This is a genomic window from Pseudomonas sp. JV245A, from assembly GCF_032424515.1.
In the GTDB taxonomy this organism is placed as follows: domain Bacteria; phylum Pseudomonadota; class Gammaproteobacteria; order Pseudomonadales; family Pseudomonadaceae; genus Aquipseudomonas; species Aquipseudomonas protegens.
Genome location: NZ_VYKE01000047.1, coordinates 1 through 23,532 on the forward strand (window position 1 = coordinate 1; position 23,532 = coordinate 23,532).

Consider the following 23,532-nt stretch of genomic DNA (forward strand, 5'->3'; position numbering starts at 1 on the left):
CGCCTTCGAGGATGTTCGCCGCAGCGTTGCCAATCAGCAGGTCATTGCCCGAGCCGCCGATGGCGTTTTCCACGGTCACGCCATGGGCGATGGACACGTTGCCCACCAGGCCGCCGACATCGGAGAAGCCCCCTTCATTGAGATTGATCTTCTGGTTCTGGGTGAAACCCGAGAAATCCAGGGTATCGTTGCCGCCGCCGTCCCAGACCGCGAACACCAGCTTGTCCGAAGCGCTGTGGGCGCTGTAGAAGTCCCGACCGGTGTTGGAGTTGAAGCCGTAGACAGTGTCGTCGGCACGGGTTTCCAGGTTGGCGCCATAGAGCTTCTGCACCGCAACGATATCGTCCAGCAACGGCGCCGAGGCGTAGGCACCGCCGCCGTCCTTGCTGAAGTCCTGCCCGGTGTTGCTCTCACTCCAGTAGCTCATCAGGCTGTAGCCGCGGGTGTCCTGGGCGTAGGTCACGTCGTTGTAGGTCGGGCTGCCGCTGCCGGCGTTGTACACGCCCGGGTGGGACAGGCCCAGGCTGTGGCCGATTTCGTGGGTCAGGGTCTGGCGGCCGTAGTTGCCGTTGCCCGGGGTTTCGTTGACCCGGTACTGGTCGTTGATCAGGTACCAGGACTGGCCGTCGTAGCTGCTGCCGGACGGCAGGTAGGCAAAGGCCGCGCCGCCGGTGCTGACGTTGTAGTTGCCGAAGCTCATGTGGCCGTCGCCACCCTTGGCCGCTTCAGTGAAAGTCACGTTGGCCACGTCCGCCCAGGATTGCAGAGCCAGCAGCGCCTGGGCTTTTTGCAGTGCGCTGAACTCGCTGAAGCTGCCCAGGGCCGGGTTGTAGTTGGCCGGTTTTTCGGTGAGGAAGCTGTAGCTCAGGTCGATCTTGCCGTCGCCGTTCTGGTCGTGCCAGGACAGGCCTTTGCGCAGGATCGAATCCGCCGCCTGGTCGGCGGTGAAGGATGGCTTGCCGTTCACCAGCTCGCTGCCGCCACGGTCATACAGGTGGCTGAAGGCCAGAACTTGCTGGTAGGCATGGCTGGCCTGAGCGGCCGAATCGATGCCGTTGCCGACTGCTTCCGAGAGTGCTTTTGACATTGCTACGTCCTTGTTCCAGACAAAAAATCCGATAGGACAGCTGCGACCCCGCCTGCGAGATCGTCCTATCACTCGCCCATTGAGGCGCTGGAAACCTGACATATCCGTCAGCCGTGAGTCCACGGTTTTTTTTGTCCTACAAAGCCCCCGGGACGCTCTGGCACGGGGTAAATTTTCCACTCGCACGAGGGGGCGCCAAGGGATAGGCTAGACACCGCACCGGGGCCCCGCGGCCCTCTTTGGATAGGAGTCTGTGATGCGCAAAATCCTGTTTCTGGGCACCTTGCTGATCCTTGCCGGCTCGGCCCACGCCGAAGGCATTCCACTGTTCAACGTCTCCTGCCCGGGCAATCTGGCAGTCAGCGCCGACCAGGGCGGCCCGGTTTACATCAACGGCAAAGCAGTCAAGAACAGTGCCGTGGATGACCGGCATTTCCAGGTCAAGACGGCAGAAATCAGCCTGTCCATCAGCGTCGAGGACGACGAATCGGTGACCGTCAAATACACCGACAAGCATGGCGCCAGTGGTCTCTGCGAAGCCGTGGACGACTGAGCCCTCTCCCCTTTTGCCTCACAACCTCAAGAGCCGTGCATGCACATCAGCGCAATTCCCTTCGCCACCACCGACTGGTCGAGCATCGAACCCACCGAGCATCGCGGCGAAACCGGCAGCGCCTTCTGGCGCACCCGGCAGTTCGGTGAAATTCGCGTGCGCATGGTGGAATACAGCCCCGGCTACCTGGCCGACCACTGGTGCTCCAAGGGCCACATCCTGTTGTGCCTGGAAGGCGAGCTGCACACCGAACTGGAGGACGGCCGGCGGTTCGTCCTGACCCCGGGCATGAGCTACCAGGTGGCGGACAACGCCGAGCCGCACCGCTCCTTCACCGCCGTGGGGGCCAAGCTGTTCGTGGTGGATTGAAGCGCTTCAGAACAGGCCCATCTGCCCACCCACCAGGGTGCTGAAATCGTCCTGCACGAACGGCAGGATGGCGTCGGCCACCGGTTGCAACTGGCGGGTCAGGTAGTGCTCGTAGTCGATGGCCGCGCGGCGGTTTTCCAGGGGCTCGGGGCCGGCCAGGGTGATGACGTAGCTGATCCAGCCGCCGTTCTGGTACTGCAGCGGGCGGCCCTGCTCGCGGTTGTATTCGTCCGCCAGGCGCGCCGCGCGGACATGGGGCGGCACGTTGCGCTCGTAGTCGTCCAGGGGCCGGCGCAGGCGCTTGCGGTAGATCAACAGGTCATCCAGTTGCCCGGCCAGGGTGCGTTGCACGTAGTCGCGCACATAGTCCTGGTAGGGCTGGCGGTGGAAGATGCGCTGGTACAGCTCCTGCTGGAATTCCCGGGCCAGGGGCGACCAGTCGGTGCGCACCGTCTCCAGGCCCTTGTAGACCATCTCCTGGCTGCCATCGGCGCGCTGCACCAGGCCGGCGTAGCGCTTCTTGCTGCCCTCCTCGGCGCCACGGATGGTGGGCATCAGAAAGCGTTTGTAGTGGGTTTCGAACTGCAACTCCAGGGCGCTTTCCAGGCCGTATTGCTGCTGCAGGTGATCACGCCACCACTGGTTGACGTGGGCCACCAGGGCACGGCCGATCAGGGCTGCCTGCTCCTCGCCATGCAGGCCGCCGAGCCAGACGAAGGTGGAATCGGTGTCGCCGTAGATCACCTGATGCCCCTGGGCCTCGATCAGTTGCCGGGTGCGGGCCATGATCTCGTGGCCACGCAGGGTGATGGAGGACGCCAGGCGCGGGTCGAAGAAGCGACAACCGCTGGAACCCAGCACGCCGTAGAAGGCGTTCATGATGATCTTCAACGCCTGGGACAGCGGCGCATTGTGCTCGCGCTTGGCCACTTCCCGGCCCTCGGCGACCCGGGTCACGATCGATGGCAGGCAATGCCGGGTGCGGGAGAAGCGCGCGCCGCGAAAGCCCGCTACCGAATGCTGCTCGTCCGGTTGGCGCAGGCCTTCCACCAGCCCCACCGGGTCGATCAGGAAGCTGCGGATGATCGACGGGTACAGGCTCTTGTAGTCCAGCACCAGCACTGACTCGTAGAGCCCGGGCCGCGAGTCCATGACGAAACCGCCGGGGCTGGCCTGGGGCGGCAGCTCGCCCAGGTTGGGGGCGACAAAGCCCTGGCGATGCATCAGCGGCATGTACAGGTGGGTAAAGGCCGCCACCGAACCGCCGCTGCGGTCGGCGGGCAGGCCGGTGACCGTGGCCCGTTCCAGAAGAAAGGTCAGCAACTCGGTCTTGGCGAAGATCCGCGTCACCAGTTCGCAGTCCTTGAGGTTGTAGCGGGCCAGGGCCGGCTTGTCCTCGGCGAACATGCGGTTGATCTCGTCCATGCGCTGGTAGGGGTTGTCGATCGACTTGCCCTCCCCCAGCAGGGTCTGGGCGACGTTTTCCAGGCTGAAGGAAGGGAAGCTCCAGGTCGCCGAACGCAATGCCTCGATGCCATCGATGATCAAGCGGCCGGCGGCCGAGGCGAAATAGTGGGTACGGCTGCCGTGCTCGCGCCACTGCATTTCCTCGCCACCACGCCCCAGGCGCAGCGGCACCGCCAGGCGCCGGGCATGTTCGTGGAGTACGCGCAGGTCGAACTGCACCAGGTTCCAGCCGATGATCGCGTCGGGGTCATGCTCGGCCAGCCACTGGTTGAGCCTCTCCAGCAACTGCTCGCGGCTGGCGCAGAACTCCAGGTCGAAATCCACCGCACTGTCGTCGTCCCGGGCCTTGCCGAGCATGTACACCTGGCGCTGGCCGCAACCTTCCAGGGCAATGGAATACAACTCGCCGCGCTCGCTGGTCTCGATGTCCAGGGACACCAGCTTGAGGCTCGGCCGGTAGTTTGGCGCCGGCTTCATCTGCGCCTCCAGCAACAAGCCATCGGGGCCGGGCTGGCCGCCGAAGGATACCGGCGCGGTGATGAAGCGCTCCATCAGGTAGCGCTCGGGCGGCCGCACATCGGCTTCGAATACCTCGACCCCGGCGCGCCGCAGGGTCTTCTCCAGGCGCATCAGCTGATTGTGCTGCGGGCAGTACAGGCCCAGCACCGGGCGCTGGTGGAAGTCACGCAGCTGCAAGGGGCGCAGTTGCACATCCGGGTCGTCGGTCAGCAAGCGCTCGGCCTGGGCCCGCTGCGCCGCCGGGACGAAGGCCACGGAAGTCTGCAACGGCAGGCGGATCTGGCGCGGCCCCTGGTCGGTGGCCAGCCAGAAATCGACTTGCGTGCCCGCCGGCGTATCGCGCCAGTGCCGGGTCAGGACGAAGCCTTGTTGTACATCCACCGCTGCAACCTCAGAACATTTCAAGGCGCCGATTCTACCTGCCCAGCCTCGCGTTGGGGGGGCCGGATGATGGCTTTTCGGCTTTTGTCAGACAATATGTAGTGCCTGAAAATTTTCACTACAAAACCGTTGACGAGAGGATTTCGGCCTTGCATGATGCAGACGTCTCCCCGATCGGGGGACGAGGCAAAGGTGTTATGAGCAAGCTCGTCTGACCGCCGAGCTGTGACCCGGATGTGTACTGCCCACAAGGCAGATTGATGAAACTGACCTGGCATTGACCGTCCAGTACCAAGACGGGAAGCCGGCGAAAACTCTTCAAGATGCTTGTGGCCGATGGTGGGAATGTCGGCAGCTTCATCCAGGTTTACGCTGCTTCTCTTCGTTGTGACGCTATTGCGTAGCAGTTAATCAAGGCAACTACACGCATCAGGCTCTGGGCCTTATCTTTATCCGACAGACACCCTCTGTCGCCCTGTTTCCGGTATCAGGGTTCAACTTACCGACGTAGCAAGATGAATTAGCGAATCAACTTAGATAGATCGATAAATGGTCAAGGGGGCTACAAATGAATCTTAATAACCAACCCACTATTGATGAATTGGCACGTATGTTCGCCGCACAGAAAGACAGCCACGACAGCCACATCCTGTGGGTCGCCAAGTCGGGCCAAGTGCATATCGACTGCCTGTCGCCCCATAGCCATGAAGCAGAGTTCGACCAGAACAACCGGGACCTCGCGGCCCGCCTGAAGATGTACCGCCGCGGCCAGGGCTACGTCGGCAAGAAAGCCGCAGCCGACAAGGACTTCATCGGCCGGGTCCTTGAGACCCTGAAAGCCGAATGGCAATCGCTGCGGGATAAATCGGAAGTTCGGGTTATTGATCGGTTCTGCTAAGTAACGCGATCAATTCGTTAATCACCAACTAGTTGTTTAAACAATTGAATGGGCGCTCTTCATGAGCGCCCATTTTTATTGAAGCCAATTTCAAACCCGTAGCGAAAGCGGTGTTAGCCTTGAAACCGCCTTCGCTGGCAAGCCAGCTCCTACAGCTCAGAACGCAAAACACGAACACCCAAACGCCCCCCAGAACCCCTGGAAGTCACTCACCGGTACGTTGGACATGCGCGCTTTCTGGTGCCCGTGGGCATGCACCGCGCACGGGCCGCTGCACTGGTGCACCCGGTTCTGCAACGGTGCGTTGGGCTTCCAATGCCCAGGCACCTTGGCCACCGGCGACCAGTCCGGGGTCACCGGCAGGCTCGGTGGGGCCAGTTTTTCGAAGTCACCGGCGGCATGCACCACCTTGCCATCCACCACGGTGAGCAGGGACTCGATCCACTTGATCGCCTCTTCCTCGACGCTGAAGTAGTCCGCCGACAGGGCCACCAGGTCCGCCAGTTGCCCGACCTTGATCTGGCCCTTCTTGCCCTGTTCCGAGGAGAACCAGGCGCTGCCGTGGGTGTAGAGCTCCAGCGCGGTATCGCGGCTCAGGCCCTGGGGGTACAGCTCCAGCCCGCCGACAGTCCGGCCGCTGACCATCCAGTACAGCGAGGTCCAGGGGTTGTAGCTGGAGACTCGAGTGGCGTCGGTGCCGGCGCCCACCGGGACGCCTTCGGCGAGCATGCGCTGGATCGGCGGGGTCATCTCAGCGGCCTTGGCGCCGTAGCGCTCGACGAAGTACTCGCCCTGGAAGGCCATGCGGTCCTGGATCGCGATGCCGCCGCCCAGGGCCCTCACCCGTTCGATGTTCTTCGGGCTGATGGTTTCCGCATGATCGAAGAACCACGGCAGGCCGTTGAAAGGAATGTCGCGGTCGACCTTTTCGAACACATCGAGCATCCGCGAGATGGATTCATCGTAGGTGGCGTGCAGGCGGAACGGCCAGCGCTGCTCCACCAGGTGGCGCACCACCGGTTCCAGCTCCTGCTCCATGCTCTGCGGCAGGTCGGGACGCGGTTCGAGGAAGTCCTCGAAATCCGCAGCGGAAAACACCAGCATCTCCCCTGCCCCGTTGTGCCGCAGGAAGTCGTCGCCCTGGCCGTAGGTGACGCTGGAGGTCCAGTGCTTGAAGTCCGCCAGTTCTTCCTTGGGCTTCTGGGTAAACAGGTTGTAGGCGATGCGCACGGTCAGTTGCTGCTGGGCCGCCAACTGGTTGATCACCTGATAGTCGTCGGGGTAGTTTTGGAAGCCGCCGCCGGCATCAATAGCGCTGGTGACCCCCAGGCGGTTGAGCTCGCGCATGAACTGGCGGGTCGAGTTGACCTGGTACTCCAACGGCAGCTTGGGCCCCTTGGCCAGGGTCGCGTACAGAATCATCGCATTAGGGCGGGCGATCAGCATGCCGGTGGGGTTGCCGTTGCCATCGCGGACGATCTCGCCCCCCGGCGGGTTCGGCGTGTTGCGGTCGTAGCCCACCACTCGCAGCGCGGCGCGGTTGAGCAAGGCGCGGTCATACAGGTGCAGGACGAACACCGGGGTATCCGGCGCCGCCTGGTTCAGCTCTTCCAGGGTCGGCATGCGTTTCTCGGCAAACTGGAATTCGTTCCAGCCGCCCACCACCCGTACCCACTGCGGCGCCGGGGTACGCAGGGCCTGTTCCTTGAGCAGGCGCAGGGCGTCGGCCAGGGACGGCACGCCTTCCCAGCGCAGCTCCAGGTTGTAGTTCAGGCCGCCGCGGATCAGGTGCAAGTGCGAGTCATTGAGCCCGGGGATCACCGTGCGCCCCATGAGGTCGATGACCTGGGTCTCGGCGCCGCGCAGGGCCATGGCCTGGGCATCATTGCCCACGGCGATGAAGCGCCCGTCCTTGATCGCCACCGCGCTGGCCCGGGGTTTGGCCCGGTCCACGGTGTGCAGGCGGCCGTTGAACAGAATCAGGTCGGCAATTGCATCGGGTTTCATGGCATTGCTCCAAACGAAGGTCGAGAAGGAATCAGGCCGCACTACGTGGCTGCAGCCAACGGCTGAACAGGCGCGTGACCCGGGGCATGAAGACGTAGACCACCAGCAGCACGATGCTCAGGGTGATCAGCACCGTGGCCGGCACATAGCCGCCAAGCCAGGGCAGTTGGGCGAACAGCGGTTTCCACAATTGCGGCACCAGGAAGCTCAGCGGCAGGATCACCAGGAAGGTCACACACGCCTGTTTCCAACGCGGTGGCGGGGTCGGTGCACCGCCGTCCTGGGGGGTGAACCAGAATTCGCGATCGGCGTTGATTTCGGTCTGGTCACCGTCGGCCAGCAGGTGCTGGGCCTGTTGCACCAGCTCGCGGCGGTCGGCGGAATCCAGCCAGTGCTGCAACTGTTCGGTGCTGGCAAAGCGCAGCACGCTGGTGAACAACCCGAGGCCGCCGCTGTGGCCACGCACCACGTCGATGCCCAGGTGCCCCGGATAGCTGCGGGCCTTGGCGATGATCTGCCGCAGCCAGGTTTCATAGGCCTGATCCTGGCCCTGCTTGATCCGGTGACGGACCAGCAGGGTCACGACACCGTCGGTGAGTTCGATGTTCATCAGAAGGCTCCAGGGTCTGCGAGGAGATGCATTTGCGCATCACAGTTAAGGCCCGTAAGCGCTGGCTTGCCAGCGAAGCGGTGGGTGCGATCGCATTCGCCGGCCAGGCGGCGCCTACAGCTGACGTTGCGGGGCCTTGTGCACCATGCTGTAGGCATAGTCCACGCCCATGCCGTAGGCACCGCTGTGTTCCAGTACCAGGCCCATGACCGCGTCGTAGCTGTCCTTGTGCGCCCAGTCGCGCTGGTACTCCAGCAGCACCTGCTGCCAGGTCACCGGTACCGCGCCGGCCTGGATCATCCGCTGCACGGCCATGTCGTGGGCCTCCTGGCTGGTGCCGCCAGAAGCGTCGGTGACGATGTACACCTCATAACCTTCGGCCATGGCCTCCAGCGCCGGGAAGGTCAGGCAGACCTCGGTCCACAGCGCCGCCATCACCAGTTTCTTGCGCCCGGTGGCCTTCACCGCCTCCACCAGCTTGCGGTCTTCCCAGGAGTTCATCGACGTGCGCTCGATGGGCTGCTGGCCGGGAAACACCGCCAGCAGTTCCGGCCAGATGTAGCCGCTGAAGCTTTCGGTCTCCACCGAGGTGAGGATGCTCGGCACGTTGAAGATCCTGGCCGCCTTGGCCAGGGCCACGGTGTTGTTCTTCAGGGTCTGGCGATCGATCGATTGCACGCCGAAGGCCATCTGCGGCTGGTGGTCGATGAGGATCAGGGCGGAGTTGGTCGGGTTGAGCAATTCACGAATGGACATGGCGCGTTCCTTTTGCAGTCAGAGAGTGAGGGTCGAACATGACCGGCTGATGGCGCTGCTTGCGCCCCGTGGCGTCCGGCTTGGTGGCTAATCTAGGGCCTGGCAGAAAAAGGAACAATTACCTAAAATCGAGAATCATTGATTCTAAAACAGGGACAATCATGGACCGTATCGAATGCATGCGCGCCTTCGTCGTCACCGTCGACGAAAACGGCTTTGCCGCAGCCGCCCGCGCCATGGACGTACCCCGTTCCAAGGTCAGCAAACAGATCCAGGCGCTGGAAGAAGCCATCGGCGTGCAACTGCTGCAACGCACCACCCGCAGCCTGCGCCTGACCGAAGCCGGTGCCGAGTACTACGAAAGCGTTCGGGAAGTACTAGCCACGGTGGACGAGGCCGAACAGCGCGCGCGCGATGGCATCGCCGAGTTGCGCGGAGTGCTGCGAGTCAATGCACCGATGTCCTTCGGTCTGCGTCGGCTCGGGCCGCTGGTGCCGCTGTTCCACGAACAGCATCCGCTGATCGAGTTGCAACTGGTGCTCAGCGACCAGCAGGTGGACCCGCTGCGCGGCGGCTTCGATGTCACCCTGCGCATTGCCAGCCTGCCGGACTCGTCCATGGTGGCCCGCCAGCTGGCACCGGCACCGCGAATCATGGTGGCCTCCCCCACCTACCTGGCCCGCGCCGGCATCCCGCGCCAGCCCAAGGACCTGAGCAGCCACCAGTGCCTGAACTATGGCTACCTGCAAAGCGGCGTCAGCCTGCAATTGAGCAACGGCAGTGACGTGCAGCGGGTGCATGTCACCGGGCCGCTGCACGCCAACAATGGTGACCTGCTGGCCCAGGCCGCCGAGGCCGGCATGGGCATCGCCCTGCTGCCGGATTTCATCGTCGAGGACGCCCTGGCGGCCGGGCGCCTGGTGCCGGTGCTCTGCGAATGGCAGGCGCCGCCCATCAGCATCAACGTGGTCTACCCCTCGGCGCGGCGGGTGCCGCAGAAGACCCGGGCCTTCATCGACTTTCTGGCGGGGCACCTGACCCAGAAAACCACGGGCTGAACCTTGTAGCGGACGAACGTACGCCTTCACCCGCAGGCGGGCTCCTACACTCAACACAGGTTCCCGCTACTGGCGCAACGGATCATGAAAATCTCCCTCAGGCTGGCCGTTTCCAGCATCCTCGGTGCCCTCGCCTACCTGGGCCTGGCGATCTGGGGCATGGGCGGTTTCTCCGCCTTCTTCGGCCATCCACAGTTGACCCTGATCGCCATCGCCACCCTGCTGATGGTGGTCGCCGCGCTGTACAGCGAAGTCAACCTGAGCAGCGGCGAGCAGGAAGACCAGGGCAACCGCTGGGTGCTGCCGGTGTTCGGGGTGATCGGCCTGTTGAGCGGCTTCGTCCCGGCCTACAGCGACCGCATCGATTTCTGCACCTTCGGCGGCGAAGGCCTGCGCTGGCTCGGGGCCTTGCTGTTCATCCTCGGCGGCGGGCTGCGGCTGTGGCCGGTGTTCATCCTCGGCCGGCGCTTCAGCGGGCTGGTGGCGATCCAGCCCAACCACCGCCTGGTGGTGGACGGCCTCTACCGCCACCTGCGCAACCCCAGCTACCTGGGCCTGCTGGTGAATGCCCTGGGTTGGGCCCTGGCGTTTCGCTCGGGGCTGGGGTTGTTGCTGGCAGCACTGACCCTGATCCCGCTGATTGCGCGGATTCATGCCGAGGAGGCCTTGTTGCTCAAGCATTTCGGCGATGAATACGAGGCCTATTGCGCCCGCAGCTGGCGCCTGCTGCCGGGCCTCTACTAAGGTTCTGTAAAAAAAATCAGACACGCCTGGCAGCCGGGACGCGCCGCTCTAGCACGCGGTTTTCACCATGAGCGAAAGCCCCATGCCAAGGGGCTTGCGCCCTTTACCCCCCTTACATTGGCCTGCGCTTTCTTGCAGTATTGATCCGCCCTGGAGGCTCGCCGCAGCAGTTCGCATCCTCCAGCGCCCGGTGTAAACCAAGAATAATCACCCCGAACTCGACAGCGAGATCACCCGGCAGATGCATCCCCAGAGCCCGTTCCACGGATTGGCCTGCACCCGCTCCACGGCCCCGCCCCTTGGCGGTGGTACGCTTGTCGACGCTCGCATCGCACTGCCCTGCCACTCCCCGCTGCACCCTGCCCAACGCCCTTGTGAGGTGCATGAGGTGCGCGCTGGCGTCATCGGTTTTCTCTTCCTGGACAGGCCCTGCCCATGAAGCTTCTGGTCAACCTGCCCATGGCCCTGTGCCGTTCCCGCCTGCGCCATTCCTCACGCCCTCCGGATCACTCGCCGCTGGCCTGATCGCGCTCCTGCGTGGTCCCTCCCAGACCTGATTTCTGCCCTTGCAACCGGCCCGTGCGCGGCGTCGTTGCAGGACCTGAAAACCTGCGCGCCCCACGGGCGCCAAGCGAGCACAAACATGAATTTTGCAGCCCTAGACGAAGCCCGGAGTTTCCTCGCCGCCAACCCCGATATCGACATGATCGAGCTGTTCATTCTCGACGCCAACGGCGTGCCCCGGGGCAAGCTGTTGCACCGCGAAGAACTGCTGGCGGTGTACGAAAGCGGCCGGCCCCTGCCCAGCACCATCCTTGGCCTGACCCTCAACGGCGATGACGTGGAGAACTCCGGCCTGGTCTGGGATGTGGGCGATATCGACTGCCGTGCCTACCCCCTGGCCGGCAGCCTGGTACGCCTGCCCTGGCGGCAGATCCCTACCGCCGCGGTGCAGGTCAGCATGCACCCCCAGGAGGGCCTGCCCGCCAGCATCGCCGACCCGCGCCACCTGCTGATCAAGGTGATCGACGGGCTCAAGGCCGAGGGTTACCACCCGGTGATGGCCTGCGAGCTGGAGTTCTACCTGCTGGACGCCAAGCGCGACGGCAATGGCCGGCCGCAACCGGCGCTGGACGCCGATGGCGGTCGCCCGCGCAGCACCCAGGTCTACGGCCTGCGCGAGCTGGAGCAGATCGAACCGTTCCTCGCCGACCTCTACGCCGCCTGCAAGCTGCAAGGCATTCCGGCGCGCACGGCGATCTCCGAATACGCCCCCGGGCAAGTGGAGATCACCCTGGAACACGGCGACGCCCTGGAAGCCATGGACCAGGCCGTGCGCTACAAGCGCCTGGTCAAGGCCGTGGCCCACAAGCACGGGATGCAGGCCACCTTCATGGCCAAGCCTTTCGATCACCTGGCCGGCACCGGCATGCACATGCACGTGAGCATCGCCGACGCCGCGGGCCGCAACCTGTTCGCCAGCCAGGACCCGGCCGGCACCCCGCTGTTGCGCCAGGCGGTGGGTGGCATGCTCGCGTCCCTGCTGGAGTCGCTGCTGCTGTTCTGCCCCAACGCCAACTCCTACCGGCGCTTCCAGAGCAACAGCTACGCGCCCCTGGCCCCCACCTGGGGCGTCGACAACCGCACCGTGAGCCTGCGGGTGCCCGGCGGCCCGGCCAATAGCCGGCACATCGAGCACCGCATCTGCGGTGCCGACGCCAACCCCTACCTGGCAGCGGCGGCGATTCTCGCCGGCATCCATCGCGGCCTGCGGGAAAACCTCGACCCCGGCGAGCCGGTACAGGGCAATGGCTACGCCCAGGCCACCGAACTGCTGCCCACCGACTGGCTGACCTCGCTGGTGGCCCTGGAGCAATCGGCCTGGGCACGGGATGCCCTGGGCTCCGAATTCCTCGGTGTGTACCTGGCGGTCAAGCGTGCCGAGTACCGCCAGTTCATGGCCGAAGTCGGCGAGCAGGACTGGCGCTGGTACCTGACCCAGACCTGAGGTCCGTTACCGCTCTGCCGCGCAGGGCTCAGGCGCATCCATTGCGTGCCGGACCCGCCGGCCCATCGACCGATTTCAAAGCCCTGGCCGCTGCCTGCCCGCAGCGGCCCGGCTCACTTTTTTGCGAGGTTCTACCCATGACAGCCGCCTTCGATCCGCGGACCCCGGCAGCCGAGCGCTGCCCCAGCTACTACAGCGCCACCCTGAACCAGGAAACCCACTACCCGACCCTGCAAGGCACTCATCAAGTGGATGTGGTGATCATCGGCGGCGGCTTCACCGGCGTCGCCAGCGCGGTGGAACTGGCCGAGCGCGGCCTGAAAGTCGCCATCGTCGAAAGCCACAAGATCGGCTGGGGCGCCACCGGGCGCAATGGCGGCCAGGTCACCGGCAGCCTCTCCGGCGATGAAGCCATGCGCAAGCAGATGCGCCGCCACCTGGGCGAGGAAGTGGACGATTTCATCTGGCACCTGCGCTGGCGCGGGCACCAGATCATCCAGCAGCGAGTGGAAAAATACGCCATTGCCTGCGACCTCAAGCACGGCCACCTGCACGCGGCCTACAAGCCCAGCCACCTGCCGGGCCTGCGCGCCGACTACGAAGAAGCGGTGCGCCGCGGCATGGGCGACGAGGTCAGCCTGCTGGACCGGGCCCAGGTCCGCGGGTTGCTGGAAAGCGAGGTCTACCACGGCGCCATCAAGAACACCCGCAACCTACACCTGCATCCGTTGAACCTGTGCATCGGCGAAGCCCGGGCTGCCGAAAGCCTGGGGGCGCTGATTTTCGAACACAGCGAAGTGCTGGAGATCATCCACGGCGAGCGCCCGGCGGTGGTCACTGCCCAGGGCCGCATCGACGCCCGGCAAGTGCTGCTGGCGGGCGATGTGTACCACAAGCTGGAACCGAAGAAACTCAAGGGCAAGATCTTCCCCGCCATGGGCGGCATCGTCACCACCGAGCCCCTGGGCGACCTGGCCAGGCGCCTCAACCCCGAGGACCTGGCGGTCTACGACTGCCGCTTCGTGCTCGACTACTACCGCATGACCGCCGACGGCCGCCTGCTGTTCGGCGGCGGCGCCAACTACAGCGGCAAGGACTCGCGGGACATCGCCGGCGAACTGCGCCCGTGCATCGAACGCACCTTCCCGGCGCTCAAGGGCGTAGGCATCGATTTCCAGTGGAGCTGCGCCATGGGCATCGTGATCAACCGCATCCCGCAACTGGGCAAGCTCTCGGACAACGTCTGGTACTGCCAGGGCTACTCCGGGCACGGCGTGGCCACCACCCATATCATGGGCGAGATCATGGCCCAGGCCCTGACCGGCCACCTCGGCCACTACGACACCTTCGCCGCCTGCCAGCACATCCGCGTGCCCTTCGGCGACCAGTTGGGCAACCCGATGCTGGCGGCGGGCATGTGGTACTACCAGATGCTGGAGAAACTGCGCTGAGGGCCGGGCAAGCATCCGCGGGCCGCTGAACCGACTTGCTGAACCGCCCCCTGTTCAGCAGGCTGCCCGCCCCTCGAAGGCATGGACCGCCCCGAACCCGCGGGCGGTCCCTGTGCTTCGTCTTTTAAAGACCCGCCCAAGCCTGAGGCTTGGGCCCAGCGAGACCGCCGTTATCCGAGTCCTCGACCAGGAAAGAATCGACCGCATCAATCAAGACCTGACCCGCGCGTGGAAGGCTGATGTTGAAACCACCTGCGTCCTCTCGGGCATCCTGCTGCTCCCCTGCCTCATCCTCATCTGCCTGCTGGATGGCCCGCTGTTCGCCAAGGTCATCCTGTGCACCTTCCTCTGCCTGATGGTCGGTGGCTGGTGCACCGCCAAGTGGCTCAACGCCCAGGCGCAACCCAGGACCGACATCACGGGCGTGAAGGTGGAGCAACTGGAAGGCTACTTCGACCGCCGCTGGGTTCGGAGCGGCGGCAAGCCCTATATCGAATACAGCTTTGGCAAGCATTGGTTGCACATCCAGACCTCGGCCTGCAGCTTCTTCAGTGGCGACACCCAGTTGAAGCTCAACCGCCGCTATCGCGTCGACGCCCTGTACCTCACAGGCCATTCCAGCGCCTACACCGGCTATTACCTTCTGGAAGAAACCTTCAAGGAAATCTTCGATGACAGCGACCTCAGCGCTACGGAGAAAATCCAGATCGCCGAGCGTGAGAAGCGGATCAACCAGGACCTAGAGGAACAACACAAACGCCTCTACCGCCTCTATCGCAACCCCCAGGGCGAACTGGAAGCCGTGGCCATCGGCTTCAATTTTGCCGCCTGCTTTCTCACCGTACTCTGGTCGTACTGCGTCAGCCTGTACTGGGTGACCGGCCTCACCCTGGCTGCCCTGGGCCTGACCCTGCTGATCCCTGATACAGGCGCCGGCCACCACGGGTTCGCCCTGGGCTGGCTGCTCAGCGCCGGGGTATTCGGCGCGTGCGGCAACCTGTGGCGAGAAAGGCAGGTGCTGTCCAAGGGTTTTGTCCAGGTCGATGCCCTGCTGTCCTGCAACCCCGACCAAGCCAAGGTGCAGTACAAAAGAAAGGTCGAAGAGGCAGCGCCGGGGTTCGGTCAATAGCGCCGCCGGGCAGGTCATTCCGGGTAACGCGCTACACAAAGCCCTAAGGTTCTCGTACCATCGCGCCGCTCACGAGCGGCGCCAGGGAAGGCCATGTACAGACACTCATACCTCCCTCCCTACCTGCGCCTTGTCCAAAGTCACTTTCAGGGTTCCCCATGTTCCGCGTACTCAAGGCTTCGTCCTTGCTGCTGGCCACCAGCATAGTTTCTGGCTGCATCAGCCAACCCGCCGCCATCGTCAGCGCCCCTCTGCAACCCGCAGCCAACGAACCCACGACCTATCTGGTGGGCGCTATTGGCCCGCAGTACCTGGGCGGCGGCGGTGCCGCCACCAACCTGCGCCTGCTGATTCGCAAGCGCGGCTCAATCAATGGCGCCGCGGCACTCTGGGAGGGCGACCCACGACCAACGCCTGAGGACATCCATGAACCCCGCGCCGCCGGCAGTGTATTTGTCATGCCGCTCAAACCGGGTGACTACGAGTTCTACAACTTCCAGTTCTGGTCCATGGTCTACACCCCGGGGCTCGGCTCACGACTGCAATCCCAGGAAGCGCGCGAAGAGTTCGTACTGCCGCTGCGCCTGGAGGCGGGCAAGGCGTATTACATCGGCGAGTTTCGCTCGGTCTGCAGCCAAGTGACCCAGTGCTTCTTTGCCTGGAGCAATCAGATGCCCCGTGACGCCGTGATTGCCCAGCGCCAGGTACCGGGGCTGCCGGAGCTGCAATGGATGCCGCTGGATCTGGACAAGGCCAAGCCCTTCATCCTTCCCGTCGACAAGCAAACCAGCCCAGCCAACGCCACTGCGGAGATTCATCCATGAAATCCTGCCTGAGCCTTTGCGCCCTTGTGCTGCTCGCGGGCTGCGCGGCAACCGACACCTTGCCGGACCGTCCGCTGACGGATGGCCAAGCCTATTTGATGCCCCTGCATGTGATGGTCGATGACCCATTACGCGCCGCTGAGTTACGTAACGCCTTGCGTGCCACCGGGGTGTTCGAAGATGTCCAGACCGGCGCCGGACAAGCTGGCGACTACAGCGCCCGAATTCAATTCAAGTCCGAGCGGGACATGCCGCCAATGCCGTTGATCTTCCTCAGTGCCGCCACTCTGTTCCTGATGCCGCTCTCCAATGGCATCGACACCCACACCGACATCAGCCTGCTGCACGAGGGCAAGCTCCTCAAGCGCTACAGCTATCGCAACCTGACGCATAAATACACCTGGCTGCTGGATCAAGGCGGTGAAATGCAAGAGCAGAATATCCAGCGCATCGCCCGCGCCTTTGCTGGCGATCTGCGTCAGGATCAACTGTTGCCAACCGCGAGTCAGGCCCAATGAACCCCATAGGTTTGACCGCCCTGCTGTGCAGCGCACTGATCATCACCGGTTGTGGCACCCGAATGGCGCCGCTGGACTACCGCAGTCAACATCCCTATGTACCGCTGACCCTGGACCTGGGCCCGGTGAAAAGTCGCTTCGACGAACAGGAGCAACGGGAGACCATCGCCGCCCTGCGTCAAACTGGAGCCTTCTCCTTTCTCGATGGTGGCTATAGTCGCAGCGGCTACAGCCTCCTGATCAGCGAGCCTGGAGGCAAGAGTGCGGGACTGCTTGGCGCGTTAAATGCCATCACCCTGCTGACCTTCCCCATGCCCTACTCCTACCAGAGCAACTTGCGCGGCAGCCTGCTCAAGGACGGCCAACTGCTCAAGACCTACGACTACCGTCGTGAAGGCTATAGTGTGGCGGCCTGGTATGTACCGCCGGTGCAGATCGAAAGTCGCAGAGAGATGCTCGATGAACTGCTGCGCGATTTGGAAAAGGACCGTTTGATTCCTCAGGAGAACCCACGCTGATGACTGCCAGCCTGTACCAGGGCGGCTGCCTGTGCGGGCAGATTCGCTTCGAGGCCCAGGGGCCTGCCGCCAATCCCCATACCTGCTCGTGCAAACTGTGCCAGCGCCACAGCGGCGCGCTGACGCTGGCGTGGGTCGAATTCCCCCGAGAGCGGGTGACCTGGACCGGCCCTGGCGGCGCACCGGCGACCTTCAGGTCGTCGGACTATTCGAGCCGGGCCTTTTGCCGGGCTTGCGGCAGCTCCTTGGGGGCCATCGATGATCAGCCGACCATTGCCTTGCTCCTGGGCTGCTTCGATGACAACCGCGACCCGGCCCTGATGCCGCACAGCCATTCGTTCAGCGACCGCTGGCCCGAGGGCTGGCAGCCCGCACCGACAACGCAGGATAAAGGCGGACAGCATGAGTGAAGCACCGTCGCGCTGCACCTCCCCCCTCGCCTCGAACGTCTGGACCTGGTACGGCCAGGACGAATACCGAAGGATCATCCTGTTGGGAGAACTGGGCCTGGCCCTGGAATTTCTCGCCCTGGACGCCAAGCGACAACGGGTGGAGGTCGGTTGCTGTGCCGAGTGCAATCTGTGGTCTGGCTATCTGGACTATCTCGCTGGTTTTGTGAAGCAGTTTCCGCTGCATCTGGCGCCGCACTTGCTGCCGCGCTTGCAAGCACTGTTAAGCGGCTGTGAAGTACTGTGCCGGGAGGCTTACGGCCTGACCCTGGAAGACAACGGCTTCGAACACCCGCAATGGCGACCGCTGCGAGAAGGCGCCCGCGAGGCGCTGGAGATATTGGGTTGGTCGCAGGTACGGGAGCATATGCCGGAGCTGACCGAGGATTGCCGTGAGGCGTTGCGCAGATGGCCGGATTGAACGCTCAAAGGGTGACGGTGCTGCTCCGGGCCCCTTCGCCAGCAAGCTGGCTCCTACGGTATTGGGTGCAGCGCTGCCTGTAGGAGCCGGCTTGCCGGCGAAGGCGATTCGGCGGACCACACAAGTCCGTTGCTACAGGCCAGCTATCGCCGGGGTGTGGGGCAAGGCGCGTTTGTGGGCAGTGCGCAGGTAGGCACGCTCGATCAACTGGCGCACCGCGTCGGTAACGGGCTCGCCCATCAGGTAGGCGTCAATTTCTGCGTAGCTGCAACCGTAAGCTGTTTCATCCAGCTTGCCCGGCGCCAGTTCCTCCAGGTCCGCGGTGGGCGCCTTGTACACCAGATGCCCTGGCGCGCCGAGGGCCTCGGCCAGCAGCCGCACCTGGGTCTTGGTCAGCCCCGACAGCGGGGCCAGGTCGCAGGCGCCGTCGCCGTACTTGGTGAAGAAACCCATCAGGGCCTCGGCGCCGTGGTCGGTGCCCACCACCAGGCCGTTGCTGAAGTTGGCCACCGCGTACTGGGCCAGCATCCGCGCCCGGGCCTTGACGTTGCCCTTGACGAAATCCGTGAGGGCCGGCGAAGGCTGCAGGCCGTCGATCCGCACCTGGTTCATCAGGCCCTCGACGCTGTCGGCAATGTTGCAAGTGCTCACCGCGTCCGGGCCTATAAAGTCGAGGCAAGCCTGGGCATCACTTTCATCCGCCTGCTGCCGATAAGGCAGGCGCATGGCGATGAAACGGGCCTCCTGCCCCGCGGCGCGCATCTGCTCCACCGCCAACTGGCACAGGCGGCCGGCGGTCAGGGAATCCACCCCGCCACTGATGCCCAGTACCAGGGTGCTGCAGCCGGACTCGCGCAGTACCTGCTGGATAAAGGCCACACGCCGGGCGATCTCGGCAGCCTCGCCACCGCGAACCAGTTGCCGGTCAATGCCCAGTTCCCGGGCGATGCGTGCTTGGATTGAATTGCTCATGTCAGGCCTCCAGGGGCGAGTGGGCAAGATCGACGTTGAACACCTGGGCCGCGTACCGGAGGAACGACGGATCTTCGCAGACGTTCTTGATCGGGTCGTCGGAGAACTTCACCACCGGTTCGCCATGCACCCGCACCAGCTTCATCACGATGCTCAGCGGCTCCACGCCCTCCACATCGCAGGCCAGGCTGGTGCCCATGCCGAAACCGAAGCGGGCCTGGCCACGCACGTGGCGCAGGATCGGCAGGCATTTCTCGAAGTTCAGGCCATCGGAAAACATCAAGTCCTTGGTCCGCGGGTCGATGCCCAGTTCCCGGTAGCGGGCCAGGACCTTGTCGGCCCAGAGGATCGGGTCCCCGGAATCCTGGCGCAGGCCGTCGTAGAGCTTGGCGAAATACAGGTCGAAGTCCTTGAGGAAGAAATCGGTGCTGATGCAGTCGGTCAGGGCAATGCCCAGGCGCCCGCGGTACTCGTGCACCCAGTTCTCCAGGGCCGCATTCTGACTCTCGCGCAGCCGCCCCAGTTGCTGGTGCACCATCAGCCATTGGTGGGCCATGGTGCCGATCAGTGGCAGGTCGAACTCATAGGCCAGGTGCGCATTGCTGGTGCCGACGAAGACCCCGGGGAAATCGCTGCGCATGATCTTCACCACTTCGCGCTGGGCCTTGAACGACAGGCGCCGGCGGGTGGAAAAATCCGAAACGCGGAACTCGGCAAGCTCGTCGCGGCTGGCGTTTTTCTCCAGCCATTCGAACTTCTGATAGAGCCGGCGAGTGACATCCTCAAGCTCCACCTCGGGGTACTTATCGCGGTTGCGCAACTCGCTGACCATGGCCAGCACCGGCTGCTCGAACATGATGCAGTGCAGCATCGGGCCGCGGACGCGGATGCTCAGTTGGCCGTCGACCGCCGCCACGTGGATGTAACGCAGGTTGAAGCGGAACAGACCGAGGAACTGTTCGAAGTCAGGGGTCAGGTATTCACGAAAGCGCTTGTTGAACAAAAAGCGCTGTTCGCCTTCGCGCATCTGCAGGCCGGCGAGCTTTTCCAGTTCCTGGCGGATCTCGGGGATCAGGTGCACCAGGGACTCTTTGGAGCGAACGATGAACTGGTATTCCACGTCCACATTGGGGTGCTGGTGCAACACCGCCTGCATCATGGTGAAGGTGTAGTAGTCGGTGTCCAGCAGGCTCTGAATCACGCCGTTGTTACGGTCGAATGCACTTTCCATGATGATTCCTCAAGCCTTGGCCAGTCTGGCGGTTTCTTCGCGGGTCGCGGCAACCGCGATGCCCGCTCGTTGCATGTCGTCGATCGCCTGGGCAGCCCCCTCGGCGCTGATGGCGCGACAGGCCGGCAGGTGAATGATCACCTTGAAGCCGGCGGCGGCCAGCTGCAGGGCGGTGGTCTTGACGCAGAAATCCAGGGCTAGGCCGCCGACGATGATCTGCTCCACGCCCTGGCTGTTGAGGTACTCGATGACCCCGGTCGACAGCTTGCCGTGCAGGTCGTGGTAGCAGGCGCCATAGGGGTGCAGGTCAGGCTCCACGCCCTTCCACACGAAGTAGTCGTAGTCATAGGGCGCAGGCAGTTCGTCCAAAAGGGTGAAGCCTTCAGTGCCCGGAACGCAGTGGCTGACCCAGGTCAGATCGGCATGTTCAAGGCCCGTGGGCTGGAGCATCTGGTCGTGCCCGGCCACCACCCAGGGAGCCCGGGGACTGTGGGCGTCCTTGCTGCCGATGCGCAGGCTGGCCAGGGTCGCCATGAAATTCAGCTCGCCGCCGATGCGATCGCCTTCGGTCACGGGCAACTCGTCCGGGCACAGCGGGGTAAAGCTCTTTTGTGCATCGACATCGAAGGAAGCGGTCTTCATCGTTTGGCTGTTCATGCTGGGTCTCTCCTCTGCATGGAGCACAAAGTACATGTCATGTACTTTCATAGCAAGACCCTGCAGGTTTTATTTTTCTCGAACCAAATTCAATAACCACGCACAAATAAGGTGCAGAAGATTATTTCCCACTGACAAAAGCGATGCTAAGGTACACGTCATGTACCAAACGAGGAAAAGCAGATGTTTGAACTGGCCCTCTATGGCGGCGCCTTCAACCCGCCCCACGCCGGGCACGCCCAGGTGATGCTCGAAGCCGCCCGCCATGCCCGCCGGGTACTGGTAGTGCCCAGCTTCCGCCACCCGGACGGCAAGCGCATGGCCGACTTCGAGCAGCGCGCCGGCTGGTTGCAGGCAATCACCGCGCACCTGCAGCCAGAGTGCGACGCCGAGCTGGCGGTCAGCCGCCTGGAACGGCAACTGGCCCTGGCAGACCCGGGCCCGGTCTACAGCTTCACCCTGTTGCAACGCCTGGCCGACGACCTGGCCCTGGACGGCAAACGCATCGCCCTGGTGGTGGGCGAAGACGTGGCGCGCCAGTTGCCCAGGTTCCATCGCGGCGAGGAACTGCTGCGGCGCTTTTCCATCCTCTGCATCGAAGAGCAGCCCGGGGTGCGCAGCAGCGTGTTGCGCCAATGCCTGGCCCGTGGCGAAACGCCGCCCAGGCAATGGCTGGCCCCGGGAATGAATCCGCTAAACTACGGCCTCTACGCCGTCCACGGAAGTTGATATGCACGACCGCACCACCCTCCCCAGCGCCTACCTGCACACCATCGACCTGTGCCTGCTGCGCTATCACCGCGAACGCGGCGAGCTGCAGATCCTCCTCCATCAACGGGATGCCGAGCCCTTCGCCGGGCACTGGGCGCTGCCGGGCATCGTGGTCAACGGCGACGTCGAAGACCGCAGCCTGAATGACGCGGTGGAACGCCTGCGCCGTTCGAGCAAGGTGGACATGCCCCTGGCCTGGCTGGAACAGGTGGGCACGGTGGGCGACGCCTTTCGCGACCCGCGCTGCTGGTCGTCCTCGACCTTCTACCTGGGGATCCTCAGCGAGCCGGTGGAGCCCGCCGCGCAACAGGGCTTCTTCGCCCTCGGCGAGGTGGCCAGCGGTGCCTTCAAGCTGCCCTTCGACCACAACGCCCTGGTAGCCCAGGTGCACGAGCGGCTGTTTTCCAAATCCCTGTACAGCAGCCTGCCGCTGATGTTTCTCGGCAACGAGTTCAGCGCCCCCGAGGCGGTGAGCATCTTCTCCCTGGTGCTGCAGCGTCCGGTGCTCAAGACCAGCATCCGCCAGCGCCTGCTGAAGATGAGCGAGGCCGGCTACCTGCGCGACACCGGGCGCAAGAAGAGCGGCGACGGCGGCCGGCCCCAGGCCACCGTGGAGCAGCTCAAGCCCGCCGAGCTGTATTTGTTCGATCGTTGTTTCCTGGAGTGATAGCCCCCATGAGTTCCACCCCCGACACCCAGTGCCTGCTGCAAACCCCGTACTTCAAGGTGGTCCGTGAGAACGGCTACTTCATCATCAAGGAAGCCCAGGCGGTGAACGGCGTCGTGGCCGTGCCGACCCTGGCCGATGGCCGACTGATGCTGGTCAACCTGCGGCGCCGGGCCATCGGCGCCCAGTCCATCGAGTTTCCCCGGGGCGCCATCGATGCCGGGGAAAGCGCCTGCGACGCGGCGGCCCGGGAACTGCTGGAGGAAACCGGCTGGCAAGCCTCAGAGGTACGCCAGCTGGGGCTGCTGCACAGCAACACCTCGCTGATCGCCAGCGCCGTGGCGGTGTGCCAGGTGCAGATCGCCGAGCAGCAGGCCGCCGCCACCGATGGCGAAGTGGACCATGTGCTGTGGGCCAGCCGCCAGGAGTTGCTGGCAATGATCGCCGCCGGCCAGATCACCGACGGTCACACGCTGTCGGCAGCAATGATGCTGCTGGCCAGCGAGTCGGCCTGACGCCCCCACTTCTCCAGGGCGAAGTCGACAAAGCTGCGCAGCTTGGGCAAGCGATAGCGGTCCTGGGCATAGAGCAGGTGCATCGTCCGAAAGGGCAACTGATAGTCCTGCAGCACCGGCACCAGCCGGCCCTGCTGCAGGTCCTCCTCCACCAGCGCATCGGGCATCATCACCAGCCCCAGGCCACCCCGCGCCGCACGATGCAGGCCGGACGAGGTGTTGGTCAGCAACGACCCCGACACCGGAACCTGCACATCGCCTTCAGGCCCGCGCAACGGCCACAGGGTGGCGGTGGCGCTCCACTCATCACCGGCCGGATAGGCGAATGCCAGACAGTTGTGCCGCTGCAGGTCCTCGGGGACCTGCGGCGTGCCGCAGCGTTCCAGATACTCCGGCGCAGCGCAGATCGTCAGGGTGTAGTCCTGCAGGCGCCGGGCAATCAGCGAGGCGTTGTCCAGGTTGCCCAGGCGCACCGCCAAATCGAAGGTGCCATCGGTCAGGTCGAAGCGCTGGTTGGCCAGGGTCAGCTCGACCTTGACCTGGGGGCAGCGCTGGCGGAACTCGTCCAGCGCTGGCGCCAGGCGTTCGGTGCCGAAGGTCAGGGGTGCGGTGATGCGCAAGGTGCCGGTGGGTTCGCCCTGGACCTGCTCCGCCAGGCGCTCGGAATCCGCCACCAGCCCCAGCACCGCCAGGCAGCGCTGGTAGTAATCACGGCCAAAATCGGTAAGCCGCTGGCGCCGTGTCGTGCGGTTGAGCAGACGCACCCCGAGGCGCTGCTCCAGGGCCCGCAGGTGATTGCCCACCATGGTGGTGGACATGCCGCACTCCCGGGCCGCGGCGGTCATGTTCCCCGCCTCCACCACCTTGACGTACACCGACATTGCCTGGAACAGATCCATTATCAACCCTGACTTCAAGATGATTAAAGAAATAGCGAGTTTATCTAGCCTGG

Annotated in this window: 25 protein-coding genes; 16 read left to right on the forward strand and 9 right to left on the reverse strand. The window is 64.1% G+C overall.

Annotation, left to right across the window (positions count from 1 at the left end; all coding sequences use genetic code 11):
• Nucleotides 1-1,087: serralysin family metalloprotease (locus F6S12_RS15100; RefSeq protein ID WP_315869040.1), on the reverse strand; the 1,087-nt coding region annotated here is incomplete at its 3' end.
• A gap of 256 nt (nt 1,088-1,343) precedes the next feature.
• On the opposite strand from F6S12_RS15100, the gene F6S12_RS15105 reads away from it, so the two are divergent.
• Together F6S12_RS15105 and F6S12_RS15110 are read left to right on the forward strand one after the other, a co-directional pair.
• Nucleotides 1,344-1,640 (forward strand): hypothetical protein, encoded by a 297-nt coding sequence (locus tag F6S12_RS15105; protein ID WP_053150873.1) that lies wholly within the window; start codon nt 1,344-1,346, stop codon nt 1,638-1,640.
• A gap of 39 nt (nt 1,641-1,679) precedes the next feature.
• A complete protein-coding gene (locus F6S12_RS15110; protein ID WP_053150870.1) occupies nt 1,680-2,009 on the forward strand; it encodes a DHCW motif cupin fold protein in 330 nt (109 codons plus the stop codon).
• A 6-nt stretch (nt 2,010-2,015) separates the two neighbouring features.
• Here F6S12_RS15110 and F6S12_RS15115 read toward each other — a convergent pair whose 3' ends face one another.
• Entirely contained in the window at nt 2,016-4,376 is a 2,361-nt protein-coding gene (locus F6S12_RS15115) for a DNA polymerase II (protein WP_161466990.1), read from the reverse strand.
• A gap of 568 nt (nt 4,377-4,944) precedes the next feature.
• On the opposite strand from F6S12_RS15115, the gene F6S12_RS15120 reads away from it, so the two are divergent.
• Nucleotides 4,945-5,274 carry a hypothetical protein gene (locus F6S12_RS15120; RefSeq protein ID WP_053157821.1) on the forward strand — a complete coding sequence of 110 codons (330 nt, stop codon included), beginning with the start codon at nt 4,945-4,947 and terminating at the stop codon, nt 5,272-5,274.
• Nucleotides 5,275-5,430: 156 nt separating this feature from the next.
• On the opposite strand, the gene F6S12_RS15125 is transcribed toward F6S12_RS15120, so the two are convergent.
• The 3 genes from F6S12_RS15125 to F6S12_RS15135 all read right to left on the reverse strand — a co-directional run bounded on the left by F6S12_RS15125 (nt 5,431) and on the right by F6S12_RS15135 (nt 8,647).
• On the reverse strand, nt 5,431-7,281 hold the full coding sequence (locus F6S12_RS15125; RefSeq protein WP_161466989.1) for an amidohydrolase: 1,851 nt from the start codon (nt 7,279-7,281) through the stop codon (nt 5,431-5,433).
• Between the two features lie 31 nt (nt 7,282-7,312).
• Nucleotides 7,313-7,891 (reverse strand): antibiotic biosynthesis monooxygenase, encoded by a 579-nt coding sequence (locus tag F6S12_RS15130; RefSeq protein WP_011060774.1) that lies wholly within the window; start codon nt 7,889-7,891, stop codon nt 7,313-7,315.
• Between the two features lie 114 nt (nt 7,892-8,005).
• Nucleotides 8,006-8,647, reverse strand: coding sequence for a hydrolase (locus tag F6S12_RS15135; RefSeq protein WP_011060773.1), 642 nt, complete (start codon nt 8,645-8,647; stop codon nt 8,006-8,008).
• A gap of 161 nt (nt 8,648-8,808) precedes the next feature.
• Here F6S12_RS15135 and F6S12_RS15140 point away from each other — a divergent pair, with 161 nt between their 5' ends.
• The 10 genes from F6S12_RS15140 (at nt 8,809) to F6S12_RS15185 (ending at nt 17,767) form a co-directional block, all read left to right on the forward strand.
• Entirely contained in the window at nt 8,809-9,705 is an 897-nt protein-coding gene (locus F6S12_RS15140) for a LysR family transcriptional regulator (protein WP_053157810.1), read from the forward strand.
• An 84-nt stretch (nt 9,706-9,789) separates the two neighbouring features.
• The gene (locus tag F6S12_RS15145) at nt 9,790-10,449 is read left to right on the forward strand and encodes a methyltransferase family protein (RefSeq protein ID WP_161466988.1); all 660 of its coding nucleotides are present in this window, start codon (nt 9,790-9,792) and stop codon (nt 10,447-10,449) included.
• Nucleotides 10,450-11,092: 643 nt separating this feature from the next.
• The gene (locus F6S12_RS15150) at nt 11,093-12,457 is read left to right on the forward strand and encodes a glutamine synthetase family protein (protein ID WP_161466987.1); all 1,365 of its coding nucleotides are present in this window, start codon (nt 11,093-11,095) and stop codon (nt 12,455-12,457) included.
• 137 nt (nt 12,458-12,594) lie between these two features.
• On the forward strand, nt 12,595-13,908 hold the full coding sequence (locus F6S12_RS15155; protein ID WP_169893690.1) for an NAD(P)/FAD-dependent oxidoreductase: 1,314 nt from the start codon (nt 12,595-12,597) through the stop codon (nt 13,906-13,908).
• A gap of 112 nt (nt 13,909-14,020) precedes the next feature.
• The gene (locus tag F6S12_RS15160; protein WP_169893688.1) at nt 14,021-15,037 is read left to right on the forward strand and encodes a DUF2628 domain-containing protein; all 1,017 of its coding nucleotides are present in this window, start codon (nt 14,021-14,023) and stop codon (nt 15,035-15,037) included.
• Nucleotides 15,038-15,195: 158 nt separating this feature from the next.
• Entirely contained in the window at nt 15,196-15,861 is a 666-nt protein-coding gene (locus F6S12_RS15165; RefSeq protein ID WP_015635215.1) for a hypothetical protein, read from the forward strand.
• Nucleotides 15,858-16,379: a hypothetical protein gene (locus tag F6S12_RS15170; RefSeq protein ID WP_015635214.1), complete on the forward strand. Its 522-nt coding sequence runs from the start codon at nt 15,858-15,860 to the stop codon at nt 16,377-16,379. The genes F6S12_RS15165 and F6S12_RS15170 overlap by 4 nt, the downstream gene beginning before the upstream one ends.
• Entirely contained in the window at nt 16,376-16,897 is a 522-nt protein-coding gene (locus F6S12_RS15175) for a hypothetical protein (RefSeq protein ID WP_015635213.1), read from the forward strand. Before F6S12_RS15170 ends, F6S12_RS15175 begins: the two co-directional genes overlap by 4 nt.
• Nucleotides 16,897-17,307, forward strand: a complete 411-nt coding sequence (locus tag F6S12_RS15180; protein WP_077933902.1) for a GFA family protein — start codon at nt 16,897-16,899, stop codon at nt 17,305-17,307. The genes F6S12_RS15175 and F6S12_RS15180 overlap by 1 nt, the downstream gene beginning before the upstream one ends.
• The gene (locus F6S12_RS15185) at nt 17,300-17,767 is read left to right on the forward strand and encodes a hypothetical protein (protein WP_077933901.1); all 468 of its coding nucleotides are present in this window, start codon (nt 17,300-17,302) and stop codon (nt 17,765-17,767) included. The genes F6S12_RS15180 and F6S12_RS15185 overlap by 8 nt, the downstream gene beginning before the upstream one ends.
• A gap of 132 nt (nt 17,768-17,899) precedes the next feature.
• On the opposite strand, the gene nadE is transcribed toward F6S12_RS15185, so the two are convergent.
• From nadE to F6S12_RS15200, 3 genes are read right to left on the reverse strand one after another with little or no spacing between them, the layout of a single operon-like run.
• Nucleotides 17,900-18,739, reverse strand: coding sequence for an ammonia-dependent NAD(+) synthetase (gene nadE, locus F6S12_RS15190; RefSeq protein ID WP_152686134.1), 840 nt, complete (start codon nt 18,737-18,739; stop codon nt 17,900-17,902).
• Between the two features lies 1 nt (nt 18,740).
• On the reverse strand, nt 18,741-19,970 hold the full coding sequence (gene pncB / locus F6S12_RS15195; protein WP_077933899.1) for a nicotinate phosphoribosyltransferase: 1,230 nt from the start codon (nt 19,968-19,970) through the stop codon (nt 18,741-18,743).
• Between the two features lie 9 nt (nt 19,971-19,979).
• Nucleotides 19,980-20,627, reverse strand: coding sequence for a nicotinamidase (locus F6S12_RS15200; RefSeq protein WP_315869041.1), 648 nt, complete (start codon nt 20,625-20,627; stop codon nt 19,980-19,982).
• 183 nt (nt 20,628-20,810) lie between these two features.
• Here F6S12_RS15200 and F6S12_RS15205 point away from each other — a divergent pair, with 183 nt between their 5' ends.
• Genes F6S12_RS15205 through F6S12_RS15215 form a run of 3 tightly spaced genes read left to right on the forward strand, consistent with a single transcriptional unit; the run spans nt 20,811 to nt 22,580 of the window.
• Entirely contained in the window at nt 20,811-21,356 is a 546-nt protein-coding gene (locus F6S12_RS15205) for an adenylyltransferase/cytidyltransferase family protein (RefSeq protein ID WP_053150835.1), read from the forward strand.
• Nucleotide 21,357: 1 nt separating this feature from the next.
• Nucleotides 21,358-22,065, forward strand: a complete 708-nt coding sequence (locus tag F6S12_RS15210; RefSeq protein WP_011060761.1) for an NUDIX hydrolase — start codon at nt 21,358-21,360, stop codon at nt 22,063-22,065.
• An 8-nt stretch (nt 22,066-22,073) separates the two neighbouring features.
• On the forward strand, nt 22,074-22,580 hold the full coding sequence (locus F6S12_RS15215; protein ID WP_315869042.1) for an NUDIX hydrolase: 507 nt from the start codon (nt 22,074-22,076) through the stop codon (nt 22,578-22,580).
• Here the strand turns inward: F6S12_RS15215 and F6S12_RS15220 are convergent.
• Nucleotides 22,532-23,479 carry a LysR family transcriptional regulator gene (locus F6S12_RS15220; RefSeq protein WP_315869043.1) on the reverse strand — a complete coding sequence of 316 codons (948 nt, stop codon included), beginning with the start codon at nt 23,477-23,479 and terminating at the stop codon, nt 22,532-22,534. The genes F6S12_RS15215 and F6S12_RS15220 overlap by 49 nt on opposite strands.
• Nucleotides 23,480-23,532: the final 53 nt, after the last annotated feature.

Coding starts and splice junctions, on each gene's coding strand:
- F6S12_RS15105 (WP_053150873.1), top strand. CDS start 1,344: ATGCGCAAAATCCTGTTTCTGGGCACCTTGCTGATCCTTGCCGGCTCG.
- F6S12_RS15110 (WP_053150870.1), top strand. CDS start 1,680: ATGCACATCAGCGCAATTCCCTTCGCCACCACCGACTGGTCGAGCATC.
- F6S12_RS15120 (WP_053157821.1), top strand. CDS start 4,945: ATGAATCTTAATAACCAACCCACTATTGATGAATTGGCACGTATGTTC.
- F6S12_RS15125 (WP_161466989.1), bottom strand. CDS start 7,281: ATGAAACCCGATGCAATTGCCGACCTGATTCTGTTCAACGGCCGCCTG.
- F6S12_RS15130 (WP_011060774.1), bottom strand. CDS start 7,891: ATGAACATCGAACTCACCGACGGTGTCGTGACCCTGCTGGTCCGTCAC.
- F6S12_RS15135 (WP_011060773.1), bottom strand. CDS start 8,647: ATGTCCATTCGTGAATTGCTCAACCCGACCAACTCCGCCCTGATCCTC.
- F6S12_RS15140 (WP_053157810.1), top strand. CDS start 8,809: ATGGACCGTATCGAATGCATGCGCGCCTTCGTCGTCACCGTCGACGAA.
- F6S12_RS15145 (WP_161466988.1), top strand. CDS start 9,790: ATGAAAATCTCCCTCAGGCTGGCCGTTTCCAGCATCCTCGGTGCCCTC.
- F6S12_RS15150 (WP_161466987.1), top strand. CDS start 11,093: ATGAATTTTGCAGCCCTAGACGAAGCCCGGAGTTTCCTCGCCGCCAAC.
- F6S12_RS15155 (WP_169893690.1), top strand. CDS start 12,595: ATGACAGCCGCCTTCGATCCGCGGACCCCGGCAGCCGAGCGCTGCCCC.
- F6S12_RS15165 (WP_015635215.1), top strand. CDS start 15,196: ATGTTCCGCGTACTCAAGGCTTCGTCCTTGCTGCTGGCCACCAGCATA.
- F6S12_RS15170 (WP_015635214.1), top strand. CDS start 15,858: ATGAAATCCTGCCTGAGCCTTTGCGCCCTTGTGCTGCTCGCGGGCTGC.
- F6S12_RS15175 (WP_015635213.1), top strand. CDS start 16,376: ATGAACCCCATAGGTTTGACCGCCCTGCTGTGCAGCGCACTGATCATC.
- F6S12_RS15180 (WP_077933902.1), top strand. CDS start 16,897: ATGACTGCCAGCCTGTACCAGGGCGGCTGCCTGTGCGGGCAGATTCGC.
- F6S12_RS15185 (WP_077933901.1), top strand. CDS start 17,300: ATGAGTGAAGCACCGTCGCGCTGCACCTCCCCCCTCGCCTCGAACGTC.
- nadE (WP_152686134.1), bottom strand. CDS start 18,739: ATGAGCAATTCAATCCAAGCACGCATCGCCCGGGAACTGGGCATTGAC.
- pncB (WP_077933899.1), bottom strand. CDS start 19,970: ATGGAAAGTGCATTCGACCGTAACAACGGCGTGATTCAGAGCCTGCTG.
- F6S12_RS15200 (WP_315869041.1), bottom strand. CDS start 20,627: ATGAACAGCCAAACGATGAAGACCGCTTCCTTCGATGTCGATGCACAA.
- F6S12_RS15205 (WP_053150835.1), top strand. CDS start 20,811: ATGTTTGAACTGGCCCTCTATGGCGGCGCCTTCAACCCGCCCCACGCC.
- F6S12_RS15210 (WP_011060761.1), top strand. CDS start 21,358: ATGCACGACCGCACCACCCTCCCCAGCGCCTACCTGCACACCATCGAC.
- F6S12_RS15215 (WP_315869042.1), top strand. CDS start 22,074: ATGAGTTCCACCCCCGACACCCAGTGCCTGCTGCAAACCCCGTACTTC.
- F6S12_RS15220 (WP_315869043.1), bottom strand. CDS start 23,479: ATGGATCTGTTCCAGGCAATGTCGGTGTACGTCAAGGTGGTGGAGGCG.